Raw genomic sequence first — 13510 nt, 5'->3', positions numbered from 1 at the left:
GCCACGGGCCTCCCGTCCGTCAGTCGGTCACGGCACCCGACGGGACGTCACGCAGGGCGGCGACCATCCCGCGCAGCAGGCGGAAGGCCGCTGCGCGGCCCGCCTCGTCGAGGTCCCGGGTCATCCGGAGCTCGACCTGCCGGACCGCCGCACTCGCCGCCTCGCGCTGTCGCCGTCCGGCTGCGGTGAGCGTGGTGGGGAGCACCTTGCCCGTGGTCGGGGTGGCCGGCCGGGTGACGATGCCGTCGCGCTCGAGCTGCTGCAGGAGCGTGTTCATCGACTGCCGGGTGACGAAGGTGCCGCGCGCGAGGTCGGAGTTCGACATGCCGGGGCGCTGGGCGAGCAGTTCGAGGCACGAGTAGTGCGTGACCGTCATGCCGAGGGGACGGAGGGCGTCCTCCATGGCGGCGCGCAGGGCACTGGCGGCCTCCTTCAGGATGTAGCCGACCGAGCTGTCGAGGTCGATCCGCGCTTGACGCATGTCAGGAGTCTGACACATACTGCTCGTGTCAGGCATCTGACACAGACGAAGGAGCACACCATGCCCGCCACCGGGATCGACTTCACCTCGCTGCAGGTCCGCGACCTCGACGCCTCGCAGGCGTTCTACGAGCGGTACCTCGGACTCGTCCGCTCCCCCGCCGGCCCGCCGCACGCCGTGGTCTTCCAGACCGAGCCGATCGCGTTCGCGCTCCGCGACCTCGTACCCGGGACGGACCTGTCCGCCGGGCAGCCCGCGCTCGGCGTCGCACTGTGGTTCCACGCGACCGACGTCCAGGCGATCCACGACGCGCTCGTCGCCGACGGGCACACGATCGTGACCCCGCCGTTCGACGGCCCGTTCGGTCGGACGTTCACCTTCGCGGACCCGGACGGCTACCCGGTCACGCTGCACGACCGGCGCTGAGCCAGACGGGCGGGCCACCGACTCGGGCGGTCGCCGATCATCGATGCGCGCGGTCGTGCGCCGGTACGGCCGGTCGGGTTGCCGACCCGGGCGGTCGCGCGCCGACCCGGCCGGTCGCTCGCAGGCGTCCGTCGGTAACGTCGGCAGCATGTCGACACCATCGGAGACCGCGCCCGCGGGCCAGGACGCCCTCCCCACCGAGCAGAAGACGGCCGCGGTCGTCTACAACCCGGTGAAGGTGGACCTCGAGACCCTGCAGCGCACCGTCGCGGAGCACGAGCAGGAAGCCGGCTGGGCCGAGACCCTCTGGTTCGAGACCTCGGAGGAGGACCCGGGCGGCGGCATGGCGAAGGCCGCGCTCGACGCCGGAGCCGACGTCGTCGCAGCGGCCGGCGGTGACGGTACCGTCCGTGCCGTGGCCGAGATCGTGCACGGGTCCGACGCCGTGCTCGCCCTGCTGCCGAGCGGCACCGGCAACCTGCTCGCCCGGAACATCCCGGCGCCGATCGACGACCTCGGTGCGAGCGTCCGGACGATCTTCCGCGGCGAGGACCGCCCGATCGACTTCGGTGAGCTCGAGGTCGAGCGCGAGGGCGGTGAGCGCGAGCAGTTCGGCTTCGTCGTCATGGCCGGGCTCGGGCTCGACGCCCGGATGCTCGCCAACACGAACGACGACCTGAAGAAGAAGGTCGGCTGGCTCGCCTACGTCGACTCGCTCTTCCGGTCGCTCCGCGACGCCGACGCCTTCGAGTTCCGGTACCGGCTCGACGGCGAGGGCAACCAGTCCGTGCGCGCGCACTCGCTCATCGTCGGGAACTGCGGGATGCTGCAGGCCGGCGCGACGCTCCTGCCGGACGCCGAGATCGACGACGGCGTGTTCGACATCGTCGTGATGCGGCCCCGCGGGTTCTTCGGGTGGGTCCGGATCGGCGCCCGGGTGTTCTGGGAGAACGCGATCCTGCGCTCGTTCCGCCGCTCGAAGATCGGGCAGACCCAGGTCGGCAAGCGCATCGCCACCGCGGCCCGCGACGAACGACCGCTGCGCTACATCCGCGGTCAGGAGTTCGTGGCGCGGCTCGAGCGTCCCGACGAGTTCGAGATCGACGGCGACCCGGTCGGCGAGGTCGTGGCGTTCAAGGCGCGCATCGACACCGGTGGGCTGCGGGTGCGCGTCGCCGGACCGCAGGACCAGACCCGCAACACGCGCCGGGTCGAGAACGCCCACAGCTGACGCGGGCACCCTTCCGGCAGGAGTGCGCCTGCTGGGACGGAGAGCGGCCCGCACAACCGGAGGCACGTCGAACCACCGAAGAGCGTGGTGCGACGTGCCTCCGGTTGTTCGGCGGCACGTCGCGCCACTGCCGGACCAGCCGCTCCGCCGGGTCTCCGCCAGGCTCGGGCTCGGGCTCAGCCGGCCTCGGGCTCAGCCTCGGGCTCGCCGGAGACGATCGCGCGGAGCCAGTCCCGTGCCTCGACGAACGCCTCGTCCGAGTAGCGCGCGGAGACCTCCGGGCGGAAGCCGTCGGCGCGCGGGTACGACCCGAGGAACGTCACGCGGGGACTGAACCGCCGCAGACCGAGCAGGGCGTCGGCCACCCGCTCGTCGTGCACGTGTCCGTCGAGGTCGATCACGAACCGGTAGCGCCCGAGCTCGTCGCCGATCGGCCGCGAGGACAGCAGCCCCATGTTGATGCCCCGCGTCGCGAACTGCTCGAGCATGTCGACCAGGGCGCCGGGGTGCTCGCTCGGCAGCTCGACGATGACGCTCGTCTTGTCCGCTCCCGTGCGCTCCGGGATCGCGAGCGTGCGTGACACGAGCACGAAGCGGGTGACCGCCGAGGCGTTGTCGCCGATGGACGACGCGAGCACCGCCAGGTCGTGGTGGTCGGTGATCCCCGGCGGGGCCACGGCGGCGTCCGCGACGGGGTGCTCGTCGAGCAGCGCGGTCGCGGCGGCGACGTTCGACGACGCCGGGATGTGGCCGTGGCCGCGCAGGTTGGTCTCGAGCCAGCGGTGCGTCTGCGCGTACGCGACCGGGTGCGCGTTCACGGTCCGCACGTCCGACAGGGCGGTGCCGTGCCGGGCCACGAGCACGAAGTCGACGGGCACGAGGTACTCGCCCACGATCCGCACGCCGGGGATCCGCGCCAGGGCGTCCTGCGTGGCGCTGACGCCGCCGTCGACGCTGTTCTCGATCGCGATCACCGCTCCGACCGACCGTCCCGTCACGACGTCGTCGAGCGCCTCGCCGACGTTGTTCACGCTGCGCCAGGGCTTGCCGGCGGCGGCCTCGACGAGCTTGAGTGCCGCCTCGGTGAACGTGCCGGCGGGTCCGAGGTAGGAGTACGTGTCGGACGGCGTGGCACGGTCGGTCATGCGCCAGATCCTACTGGTGTACCAGTCACCCGCGACGCGAGCAGACCGACCAGACCGACCGAACCGACCAGACCGACCGAACCGACCAGGCCGACCGAACCGACAAGGCCGACCAGGGCGCCGGCCCGGACGTCAGGACCGGACGAGCATCGTGTCCGAGTCCCCGTTCCGCCCGACCGTCCGGAACCCGGCCCGCTCGTACGCGATCCGCGCCCCGGTGTTGCCGTCCTCGACGCTCAGGCTGACACCCGGCCAGCCCGCGGCCCGGCCGGCGTCGAGCAACCGCGCGAGCAGCGCCGTGCCGATCCCCCGACCCCGCCCGCGCGCCTCGACGGCCATCGTGAGTTCCGGGACGTCCTCGGCCACGAACCCGTACCCGGGGTCGTCCGCCGGCAGGAACCGCGCCCACGCCACCCCGACCGGTCCCTCGCCGTCCACCGCCACGACGCCGTGGTCGCGGGCGGGGTCGAAACCGACGAAGTAGTGCGCGAACTCGGGGCGGTCGAGGTCGGCGTCCACGAAGGACGGGGCCTTCCAGTTCATCGCCGCGAGCGTCGCGTGCCGGAGCAGCCCGGTGTCGTCCGCAGTCGCGTCCCGGAAGAGCACGCCCGCCGGTGCCGCAGGCGACGCACCCGTCAGACGCTCCTCGCACAGCACCTCGCCGTCGGACCGCGGGTAGGTCAGCGCCGCGAACCGCCCCTCGGGGTCGAGCCGCCCGAGCAGCGCCCGCGTGATGCCGTCGAGCTGCCGGACCTGCTCGTCGCTCAGCGCGTCGATGACGAAGCGTCGGGCGGTCCGGACGTGGTCGGGCGCCGCCGCGACGATGGCCGCGAACCCGTCGTCGGTCAGTCGGACGTCGGTGGCTCGGCGGTCGTCGACCGAGGGGCACCGGGTGACGAGCCCGCGCTTCTCGAGCCGCGACACCACGTGCGACAGTCGCGGCAGGGACGCGTTCGTCGCCGCGGCGAGCGCCGACATCCGGAGCGTGCGCGACTCGGTCTCCGACAGCATCGCGACGACCATGTAGTCGAAGTGGGTCAGATCGGCGTCCCGCTGGAGCTGCTGGTCGAGCGCGGCCGGGAGGAGTTCCATGACGGCGACCAGCTTCATCCACGCGCGGAGCTGGTCGCGCGTGAGCCAGGGCGTCTCGTCCGTCATGCACTCATGCTAGCCATTGGTTGTCGATGCAACCAGTGGTCGCGGGGATCGTCGGGCACGGACGACGCCCACCACGAGTGCGACCACGACGACCGCGAGCAGCAGCCCCTCGACGACGAGCAACCGCGTGGTGTAGTCGAACGGCAGCACGGTCGGGTTCTTCTGTCCGTGCTGCTTCGCGGCGATCTCCGGGAGCACCACCAGGGCGAGCACGCTCCCGAGCACCACCGCGGTCTGCACGACGACGAGCACCCCGGCGCCGAGCGTCCTGCCGGTCCGACGGAGCAGGAGTCCCGCTCCGACCACGAACGGCGACAGCACGACGTCGTGCAGCACGACCGCGCCGAGCAGCCACGTCGCCAGGCCCCAGATGCGGTTCGGTCGGACGGTCGTGACGAGCACGTACGCACCGAACGCCATCACGAGCACGCCCACGACGACGAGCACGATCCTCGCGGCCCTCATCGGATCACCTCGATCTTCCCGATCCACTTCGTCTGCAGCACGCCGGGTCGTCCCGGCGCGATGACCCGGGCGGGGAACCCGTGGTCCAGGTCGAGCGTCTTCCCGTTCACCTCGAGCGCGAGGAGCGTCGTCGGGTCGGACGCGTACTCCGGGCCCATCTCGGTGACCCGGTACCCGCCGCTCTTCTCGAGGCTCGTGATCCGCAGCGCCGACGCCGGGTCGGCCTGCACGGAGGCGAGCAGGTCCCGCATCCGGACACCCCGCCACGACGCCACCTGGCTCCACCCCTCGACGCACGAGATCGGCAGGTCCGCGGTGGCGGTGCCGAGCGCGACGAGCTCGGCACGCGAGAACGTCCGTGTGACGTCCGGACCGACCACGGTCAGCGTCCAGTCCGCCGCGGTCGCCGTCGCCAGGACCCCGGCGGCGCGAGCGGTGCGGTTGACCGGCAGGTCGTCCGGTCCGATGTACCGCTGACGGGCACCGAACACGTTGAGCGGTTCGAGCAGCCGGTTCGACTGTCCCGCGGTGAGCGCGACGACGCCGACGGTCGCCGCCGTCACTCCCGCCACGAACCCGCGGCGTGCGATCCGCTGACGGGGTCCGGGGAGCGCGTCGTCGTGCTCCGGCCGGGAGGCGCGACCCGCCTCCGCCCCGCCGGCGCCGTCCCCGAGACTCGGCTCCGCGGACGTGTTCGCGGTCCCGAGACCGCGAACCTGTCCGCCAGGGCGAGTCTCGGCAGCGCCCGCCGGCGCAGCCGGCGCAGCCGGCGCAGCCGCGCCGTCCACCCACCGCAGCAGGCGGCCGGTCAGGCCACGGGGGTACGCGCCGGCCGTCTGCTCGGCCGCGGGGCGTCCACCCACGGCGGGGCGGGCCTCCCGGCCGTCCGGCAGCAGCTCGCTGCCCACCGTCGGGTCCGCGACGAACCGACCCTCGGCGTCGTAGGCGTCCCGCGCCCGCCAGTAGCGCACGATCACGGGCAGCTTCGACGCGATGTGCACGACGAGCGAACCGATGATCAGGTACGACATGGCGTAGTGGACCTGGCGGAACGGGAACGGCCACGGGTACCACTGGTACGTGTTCAGCAGGCCGGTGCCGACCTGCACGATCGACGCCGACACGAGCACCGCGATCGACAGCCGCTCGAGCAGGTGCAGGACCCCGCGCACCGGCGGGACCTGGGCCAGCGCGGGCATGACGACGTTCAGCTTGGCGAGCAGCAGCGGGATGATCGCGATGCCCGCGGTGATGTGCAGGCCCTGCGTGAACTGGTAGAGCTGCGTCGGCCGGGTCGGGAAGCGCATCCACGGCAGGGGGTCCTGCAGCAGGTGGCTGTAGACGCCGGTCCCGAAGCAGACGACGAACGCGATGCCGAGCAGGCGACCCCAGACGACGGCCGAGCGGGCGTTGCGGTTCGGGGACGCCATGGTCGCGCGTGCATCCAGCAGGACCCGGCGCACGATCGGTAGCCTCGGGGAACCATGAGCAGACGACCGCGCGCCGCCTCCGTCCCGACGACCGCGGTCGTGTCGACCGTCCTGTCCGTCGTCGGCGTGCTGGCGCTGGCGGGTGTCATCGCCTTCGGCATCACGCATCTGGGGTTCCTCCGTGCCGGTCATCGTGCACCATTCGTTGCCTGGACGCTCATCGCTTGGGCGGTCTTCGCGGGAGCAGTGGTCGCCGTGCGGTTCGTGCCCCGCGAGTGGACGACCCGGATCGTCCTCGGTGGGGCGGTCGTGGTCGGCATCGCGGCGCTCGTCGGCCCGCCGAACACCAGTACCGACTCTGCCCGGTACGCCTGGGACGGCATCGTGCAACACGCCGGCATTTCACCGTACGCCCACACGCCGCAGTCGAACGCGCTGGCCGACCTGCGCCCGGACTGGCTGTTCCCGGACAAGATCGACGGCACCTGCAAGCCGCTCGAGCCGCGGATGCGCGGGCTCGGCGACGGGGCCGACGGGCACTGCGTCGCCATCAACCGGCCGGACGTGACCACGATCTACCCGCCGATGGCGCAGCTGTGGTTCGCCGGTGTGCGCGCGTTCGTGCCCGCGACCGCGCAGTACATGCCGTTCCAGGTCGCGGGACTCCTCGTCTCCCTCGGCGTCACGATCGGTCTGGTCGCGGTGCTCCGACGCGTCGGCCGCCCGACCTGGTGGGCCGCACTGTGGGCCTGGTCGCCGCTCGTCGCGTCCGAGGCGGTCACGAACTCGCACGTCGACGTCGTCGGTGCCGCCCTCGCCACGGCGGGCGTCGTACTCGTCGCCTTCGGTCGGCCGATCTGGGGCGGGATCGCCCTCGGTGCGGCGACGGCCACCAAGCTCATCCCGGCGATCGTCTACCCGCCCCTGCTCGGCCGGTGGCGGTACTGGTGGGCGGTCCCCGTCGGCATCGCCACGTTCGCGCTGCTCTACGTGCCCTACGTGCTCACGACCGGCGTGAAGGTCCTCGGGTACCTGCCCGGCTACCTGTCCGAGGAGGGCTACGAGGACGGCTCCCGGTTCGCCCTGGTCTCGTCCGTGATCAAGGGCGATGCGGCGACGATCGTCGTCGGGCTCGTGGTGCTCCTGGCCGCCGTGGTGTCCTGGCGCCTCGCGGACCCCGCACGGCCGTGGTCCGCCGAGGTGTTCATGATCGGTGTGACCTTCCTCGCCGTGACCCCGCGGTACCCCTGGTACGCGCTGCTCCTCATCCCCTTCGTGGTCCTCTCGGGTCGGTGGGAGTGGATGGCCCTGAACCTCGCCATCGCCCTGCGCGGGGTCTGGCCCTCGGCGCCCGCGTTCCGGTGGTGGCTCCTCGCCGCGGTGCTCGTGATCGTGGTCGTCACGCTCGTCCGCACCCGGCGCGAGGACTGGGTGCGCTGGGGACGACGACTCGACCCCCGTGGGTGGCGGTCCGTGGACCCCCGCACCCGCGACCGCATCGACGCGGGGTAGCATCACGGGGATGACGGCGCGGATCCTGCCCTCGACCGGCCTGCTGCGCCGGGTGCGCAGCGAGTCGCCGGCCATCCCTCCTCGACCCGTCGACGACCCCGGGCTCGTCGACCGGTTCGCCCGGCGCGCCGTCGACCTGCGGGTCTCGCTCACCGAGCGCTGCAACCTCCGATGCACGTACTGCATGCCGGCGGAGGGGCTGCCCGTGATCCAGTCGGACGCACTCATGACGGCGGCGGAGATCGACCGTCTGGTCGGCCTCGCCGCCGGCACCCTCGGCGTGCGCAAGGTCCGCTTCACCGGTGGTGAGCCGCTCCTGCGCGCCGACCTCGTCGACATCGTCCGTCGGTGCTCGGCCCACGACGTCGAACTGTCGATCACCACGAACGCGATCGGCCTGGCGAACCGCGCGCAGGCCCTGGCGGACGCCGGACTGCGCCGCGTCAACGTCTCGCTCGACACCGTCGACCCGGACGTCTTCGCCGAGGTCACCCGGCGCCCGTTCCTCGACCGCGTGCTCGAGGGCATCGCCGCCGCGGCGGACGCGGGCCTCGGGGTCAAGGTCAACGCCGTGCTGCTCCGCGGGGTGAACGACCACCTCGCCGTCGACCTGCTCGCCTGGTGCCTCGAGCGCGGGCACGAGCTGCGCTTCATCGAGCAGATGCCGCTCGACCCCGGGCACGCCTGGGACGGCGCCACCATGGTCACGGCGGAGGAGACTCGCGCCCTGCTCGGCGAGCACTACCGGCTCGAGCCCGACGAGGCGCCGCGTGACGGCGCCCCCGCCGAGCGGTACCGCGTGTCGACGCTCGACGGCGAAGCGCTCGGCACCGTCGGTGTGATCGCGAGCATCACCGAGTCGTTCTGCGCCGACTGCACCCGCACGCGCCTGACCGCCGAGGGACACGTGCGCTCCTGCCTGTTCTCGGACGACGAGGTCGACCTGCTCGGCCCCCTGCGCGCCGGCGCCGACGACGACGTCCTGCTCGACACCTGGCGACGCGCGATGTGGGCGAAGCCGCGGGACCACGGCGACGACGCGGACGGGATCGTGCACCCGTCCCGCGGCATGAGTGCGATCGGAGGCTGACCGGTGACGACGATGCGGTTCTTCGCCGCGGCCCGCGCGGCCGTCGGCCAGGACGAGACCACGGTGGCCGCGACGACGCTCGATGCGGCACTGCGAGGTGTCACGGCGGCAGATCCGGACCGGTGGACGGCGTTGCAGGAGCGGTGCTCGTACCTCGTCGACGGGGTCACGACGCGCGACCGCTCGACGTCGCTCGACGGCGTCGCGACCGTCGACGTGATGCCCCCGTTCGCCGGCGGCTAGGCCACCGTCACGCGGGCGCGGCGACGCTGACCTCGTCCGGGTCGACAGCGACCCGCACGGCCACGCCCGGCTCCAGACCGAGGGCCGCGGCCGACGCGACGGTCACGTCGGCCACCAGGTCACCCGCGTGCACCCGCACCAGCCCGTCACGCGGCTCCACCGCGGTCACCGTCCGTGCCAGCCCCGGCCCGTCACGGCGCACGCGCGCCGCGGTCGGGTGCAGGGCCGCGACCGCGGGTCGGCCGGGAGGCACGGTGTGCGTCGCGGACGCCAGCTCACCGCCGCCGTCGAGCGCGATCCCGGTCGGCGTGGCCGTCCCGGGGACGAGCACCAGTCCGGAGAAGGACGCCGAGAACGGCGTGCGCGGTTGCCGGAGGACGGCCTCGGTGCGCCCCTCCTCGACGACGCGGCCGTCCTGCAGCACGACGACGCGGTCGGCGAGCGTGACGGCCTCGAGCGGGTCGTGCGTGACGAGGAGGGTCGGGCGGCCGCGCAGGGCGGCGCGCAGCGCCGCGCGGACCTCGGTGCGGGCGTCGACGTCGAGCGCCGTGGTCGGCTCGTCGAGCAGCAGCAGCGCGGGCTCCGTCGCGAGGGCACGGGCGACCGCGACACGCTGCGCCTGCCCGCCGGACAGCGTGGTCGGTGACCGGTCGGCGAGTGCGGACGCACCGACGGCGGCGAGGGCCGTGGCGGCGCGGTGCCGTGCCTCCCGGCGGCCGGCCCCGGTGGCACGCGGGCCGAAGGCGACGTTGCCGGCGACCGTGCGGTGGGCGAAGAGGTCCGGGCGTTGTGCGACCAGGCCGACCCGGCGGCGGTGCGTCGGCACGGACGTCAGGTCGCGGCCCGCGAGCACGACACTGCCGTCGCGCGTGCGGAGGAGGCCGGCGAGGGCCTCGACGACGGTCGACTTGCCGGCGCCGTTCGGCCCGACCAGCGCGACGCACTCGTCGGGGCCGATCGTCAGGCGCACGTCGACGTCCCGCTCGGGTACGAGCACGTGCGCGACGAGCCCCGCTCCACCGCCCGTCACGTCGTCACCGGGCGGGTGCGCACCGTCGTCGTCCCGATCACGACGAGGGCGACCACGACGAGGACGAGCGCGAGCGCGACGGCGGTGTCCGGGTCGATCTCGCGCTGCAGGTAGACCTCGAGCGGGAGCGTCCGGGTGACCCCCTGCAGGCTGCCGGCGAAGGTGAGGGTGGCGCCGAACTCGCCGAGCGCCCGCGCCCCGCAGAGCACCAGGCCGGAGGTGATGCCCGGGAGCACGCACGGCGTCGTGACGGTGAGGAACGTCCGGGTCGGTCCGGCGCCGAGCGTGGCGGCGACCCGTTCGGCGCGACCGCCGCCGGTGCGGAGCGAGCCCTCGATCGACGACACCAGGAACGGCATCGACACGAAGACCTGCGCCGTCACGACCGCCGTCGTGGTGAAGGCGATCCGGAGCCCGTGCTCGTCGAGGAACGCGCCGAGCACGCCGAGCCGCCCGAAGGCCGCGAGCAGGGCGAGACCGCCGACCACGGGCGGGAGCACGAGCGGCAGGAGGACGAGCGCACGGAGGACCCCGACCCAGCGGGAGGTCGAGCGGGCGAACAGCACCGCCAGCGGGTAGCCGAGGACGAACGCGACCCCGGTGGCGGCGGCCGCGGTGCCGAGGCTCAGCCCGAGCGCGGTGGTCGACGCGGGTGCCGTGACCAGGGCGACGAACGACGACCAGTCGACCCGACCGACCATCGCGGCCACGGGCACGACGACGAACAGTCCGCCGAGGACCGCGGGGACCGGGAGCCACCACGGCACGGGGGTCCGCTGGTGGCGCTGGGGCGGCCTGCTCGTCATCGTCCTGGTCGTCCGGTGCATCGCGGTCGTCGTCAGGGTGCGCCGAAGCCGGCGTCCGTGAGTACCTTGCGTCCGGCGTCGGAGCGGACGAACGCGGCGAACGACGCGGCGGTCACCGGGTTCGCGGACTCCTTGAGGACACCGATCGGGTACGTGTTCACGGCCTCCGACGACTCCGCGAACTTGACGCCCTCGACCTTCCCCCCGGAGCCCTCGACGTCGGTGACGTAGACGAGCCCGGCGTCGGCCTGCCCGGACTCGACCTTCCCGAGGACGTCGGTGACCGACTGCTCCTCGCTCACCGGTCGGAGCTCGACGCCCGCGGCCCGCTCGACCTCCGCCGTCGCCGCACCGCACGGCACGGGGGCGGCGCAGGTGACGACCTGCAGGTCGGACGCAGTGAGGTCGCGGAGGTCCGCGACCTGCTCGGGGTTGCCGGGTGCGACGGCGATCTCGAGGGTGTTCGTCGCGAAGTCGCGGGGCCACCCCGTCGCCAGGTCGGTCGTCGCGAGCTTCGCCATGGTCGCCTCGTCGGCGGAGGCGAACACGTCGGCGGGGGCGCCGTTGCGGATCTGCGAGACGAGGTCGCTCGAACCGGCGAACGAGAACCTGACCGTGGTCCCCGGGTGCCGCCGCTCGTACTGCTCCCCGAGCTCCGTGAAGGTTCGCTGGAGCGAGGCGGCCGCGAAGACCGTGATCGACCCGGTCGGGCCCGTGCTGCCCGTGGCGGTGCCGCTCGCCGAGGTGCCCGTCGCGCTGCTCCCCGTCGCGCCGCCGGTGACGGGCCGGGCCGTGCACGCGGCGAGGCTCGTCCCGACGACGACGAGCGCGATCGCGGCAGAGGTTCGCAGGAGCGTCTTCACGGGGAGATCCTAGCCGCATCTGCGGTCAGGAGGTGATCGGGTGGCCCTCCTGGCCCCACGCGGTGATCCCGCCGTCGAGGACGGTGACGGGCGACGCCCCCGCCGGACGGTCCGCGATGGCCTGTCGTGCCCAGGCGGTGGCGCGCTTCCCGGACGCGCACACGACGACCAGTTCGTCGACCGCCCCGGAGCCGCCGAGGTCGTCCGGGGTCCGCGAGCCCGGGATCACCCCGGTCGCGCGCTCCGCCTCGGTCCGGACGTCGACGAGGACGATCCGGTCGCCCGCGACGGCCGCACCGTCGTCACCGAGTCGTCGTGCCAGCTCGGCGGGGGCGATCCGCGGCGGCTCCGCGACCGCCGACGCCGCGGGACGGACCGATCCCGGGCCGCGACGCACGACGCTCTCGGTCCAGCGCCACCGACGGGCGTCCACCGTGAGCACCCGGCCGAGCAGCGGGTCGCCGAGCCCGGCGACCAGGGCGGTGACCTGCGCCGCCATCACCGCGCCCACCGCGCCGCACAGGGCGGGCAGCACGCCGTCCGCGGCGCAGGAGCCCTCGTCCGGCAGCGCCTCGGGGTGGAGGTCGTGGAAGTCGACCGGGTCGGCGGCGGCATCGTGGAAGACCGAGACCTGTCCGTCGTAGCCGAGCGCGGTGCCCCAGACGAAGGGCACGCCCGCCGCGGCGCACGCGTCGGAGACGGCACGGGTGACCTCGACGCTGTCCGCCGCGTCGACCACCACGTCGTGGTCGGCGACGTGCTCGGGGCGGAAGCGCTCGGTCAGGGCGACGACCTCGACGACGGCGTCGACGCCGCGCACCCGGTCGGCTGCGCACGCCGCCTTCGAGCGCCCCACGTCGGCGGCGGCGAACAGCGTCTGCCGCGCCAGGTTCGACGTGTCCACCGTGTCGTGGTCGACGATCGTGATCCGGCCGAGCCCGGAGCCGGCCAGGTACGTCAGGACGGGTGCGCCGAGCCCGCCCGCTCCGACGACGAGGACCCGGGCGCCGGCGAGCGCGTCGAGCGCCGCCTGCCCGGCACCGTCGAGCGCGGCCGTGCGCGAGGTGCTCCGCCGCCGGGCGGCGAGCGCTGCGGGGTCGGGCGTGGCCGGGTCGGGCGTGGCTGGGTCGGACACGGCGGGGTCGGGCGTGGCGGGGTCGGGCGTGGTCACCGTGCGCGCTCCGGCTGCTCCGGCACCTCGACGGTGACCATCGTGGCCTTGACGGACGCGACCGCGACGGAACCGACCTCGAGCCCGAGGTCGCGGACGGCCTCGGCGGTCATCAGGGACACCACGCGGTTCGGGCCGGCCTGCAGCTCCACCTGGGCGACCACCCCCTCGACGACCAGGTCGGTGACGATGCCGACGAAGCGGTTCCGCGCCGAGCTGCGGACACCGGACGGGTCGTCGAGCCCGGCGTCACGACCGCGGACGTACGCGGCGAGGTCCCGCCCCTCGACCACCGTGCGGCCGGACGGGTCCTCGGAACGGGGCAGCGTGCCGGCGTCGACCAGGCGCCGGACGGTGTCGTCGCTGACGCCCAGGTACCGCGCGGCGTCTCGGATGCGGAGTGTCGTCATGGTGTCCGTGACCCTACGGCATGGCGAACTCTCACGGAGGGGACAGCGG

At 73.7% G+C, this 13510-nt stretch carries 15 protein-coding genes; 5 read left to right on the top strand and 10 right to left on the bottom strand.

What is annotated here, in order from left to right; translation table 11 throughout:
* Nucleotides 1-19: 19 nt before the first annotated feature.
* Nucleotides 20-481: a MarR family winged helix-turn-helix transcriptional regulator gene (locus ACIP6W_RS12270; protein WP_251160385.1), complete on the bottom strand. Its 462-nt coding sequence runs from the start codon at nt 479-481 to the stop codon at nt 20-22.
* Between the two features lie 60 nt (nt 482-541).
* On the opposite strand from ACIP6W_RS12270, the gene ACIP6W_RS12265 reads away from it, so the two are divergent.
* Both ACIP6W_RS12265 and ACIP6W_RS12260 read left to right on the top strand, forming a co-directional pair.
* The gene (locus ACIP6W_RS12265) at nt 542-907 is read left to right on the top strand and encodes a VOC family protein (RefSeq protein WP_066655875.1); all 366 of its coding nucleotides are present in this window, start codon (nt 542-544) and stop codon (nt 905-907) included.
* A gap of 148 nt (nt 908-1055) precedes the next feature.
* Nucleotides 1056-2138, top strand: coding sequence for a diacylglycerol kinase family protein (locus ACIP6W_RS12260; protein WP_066658581.1), 1083 nt, complete (start codon nt 1056-1058; stop codon nt 2136-2138).
* 176 nt (nt 2139-2314) lie between these two features.
* Here ACIP6W_RS12260 and pheA read toward each other — a convergent pair whose 3' ends face one another.
* The 4 genes from pheA to ACIP6W_RS12240 all read right to left on the bottom strand — a co-directional run bounded on the left by pheA (nt 2315) and on the right by ACIP6W_RS12240 (nt 6369).
* Entirely contained in the window at nt 2315-3283 is a 969-nt protein-coding gene (pheA, locus tag ACIP6W_RS12255) for a prephenate dehydratase (RefSeq protein ID WP_251160387.1), read from the bottom strand.
* A 132-nt stretch (nt 3284-3415) separates the two neighbouring features.
* A complete protein-coding gene (locus tag ACIP6W_RS12250; RefSeq protein ID WP_307810456.1) occupies nt 3416-4441 on the bottom strand; it encodes a bifunctional helix-turn-helix transcriptional regulator/GNAT family N-acetyltransferase in 1026 nt (341 codons plus the stop codon).
* 9 nt (nt 4442-4450) lie between these two features.
* Nucleotides 4451-4906, bottom strand: a complete 456-nt coding sequence (locus ACIP6W_RS12245; RefSeq protein WP_144411360.1) for a hypothetical protein — start codon at nt 4904-4906, stop codon at nt 4451-4453.
* A complete protein-coding gene (locus ACIP6W_RS12240) occupies nt 4903-6369 on the bottom strand; it encodes a molybdopterin-dependent oxidoreductase (protein WP_311206550.1) in 1467 nt (488 codons plus the stop codon). Before ACIP6W_RS12240 ends, ACIP6W_RS12245 begins: the two co-directional genes overlap by 4 nt.
* A gap of 21 nt (nt 6370-6390) precedes the next feature.
* On the opposite strand from ACIP6W_RS12240, the gene ACIP6W_RS12235 reads away from it, so the two are divergent.
* Genes ACIP6W_RS12235 through ACIP6W_RS12225 form a run of 3 tightly spaced genes read left to right on the top strand, consistent with a single transcriptional unit; the run spans nt 6391 to nt 9181 of the window.
* Entirely contained in the window at nt 6391-7848 is a 1458-nt protein-coding gene (locus ACIP6W_RS12235; RefSeq protein WP_271826677.1) for a glycosyltransferase family 87 protein, read from the top strand.
* A gap of 10 nt (nt 7849-7858) precedes the next feature.
* Nucleotides 7859-8938 carry a GTP 3',8-cyclase MoaA gene (gene moaA / locus ACIP6W_RS12230; RefSeq protein ID WP_400429824.1) on the top strand — a complete coding sequence of 360 codons (1080 nt, stop codon included), beginning with the start codon at nt 7859-7861 and terminating at the stop codon, nt 8936-8938.
* Nucleotides 8939-8950: 12 nt separating this feature from the next.
* Complete coding sequence (locus tag ACIP6W_RS12225; protein ID WP_245172441.1) at nt 8951-9181, top strand: MoaD/ThiS family protein; 231 nt, start codon at nt 8951-8953, stop codon at nt 9179-9181.
* 7 nt (nt 9182-9188) lie between these two features.
* Here the strand turns inward: ACIP6W_RS12225 and ACIP6W_RS12220 are convergent, their stop codons facing one another.
* Genes ACIP6W_RS12220 through ACIP6W_RS12200 form a run of 5 tightly spaced genes read right to left on the bottom strand, consistent with a single transcriptional unit; the run spans nt 9189 to nt 13461 of the window.
* Nucleotides 9189-10211 (bottom strand): ABC transporter ATP-binding protein, encoded by a 1023-nt coding sequence (locus tag ACIP6W_RS12220; RefSeq protein ID WP_311206548.1) that lies wholly within the window; start codon nt 10209-10211, stop codon nt 9189-9191.
* Nucleotides 10208-11017, bottom strand: coding sequence for an ABC transporter permease (locus ACIP6W_RS12215; RefSeq protein WP_271826676.1), 810 nt, complete (start codon nt 11015-11017; stop codon nt 10208-10210). The genes ACIP6W_RS12220 and ACIP6W_RS12215 overlap by 4 nt, the downstream gene beginning before the upstream one ends.
* Nucleotides 11018-11049: 32 nt before the next feature.
* A complete protein-coding gene (modA, locus tag ACIP6W_RS12210) occupies nt 11050-11880 on the bottom strand; it encodes a molybdate ABC transporter substrate-binding protein (protein WP_400429821.1) in 831 nt (276 codons plus the stop codon).
* A gap of 25 nt (nt 11881-11905) precedes the next feature.
* On the bottom strand, nt 11906-13051 hold the full coding sequence (locus ACIP6W_RS12205) for a ThiF family adenylyltransferase (protein WP_400429819.1): 1146 nt from the start codon (nt 13049-13051) through the stop codon (nt 11906-11908).
* On the bottom strand, nt 13048-13461 hold the full coding sequence (locus ACIP6W_RS12200) for a molybdopterin-binding protein (protein WP_066655894.1): 414 nt from the start codon (nt 13459-13461) through the stop codon (nt 13048-13050). The genes ACIP6W_RS12205 and ACIP6W_RS12200 overlap by 4 nt, the downstream gene beginning before the upstream one ends.
* Nucleotides 13462-13510: the final 49 nt, after the last annotated feature.

This window comes from Curtobacterium sp. NPDC088465, assembly GCF_044753165.1.
Lineage (GTDB): Bacteria > Actinomycetota > Actinomycetes > Actinomycetales > Microbacteriaceae > Curtobacterium.
Note: the sequence above shows the minus strand (reverse complement) of the source record. Positions and strands in the feature narration are given on the sequence as shown.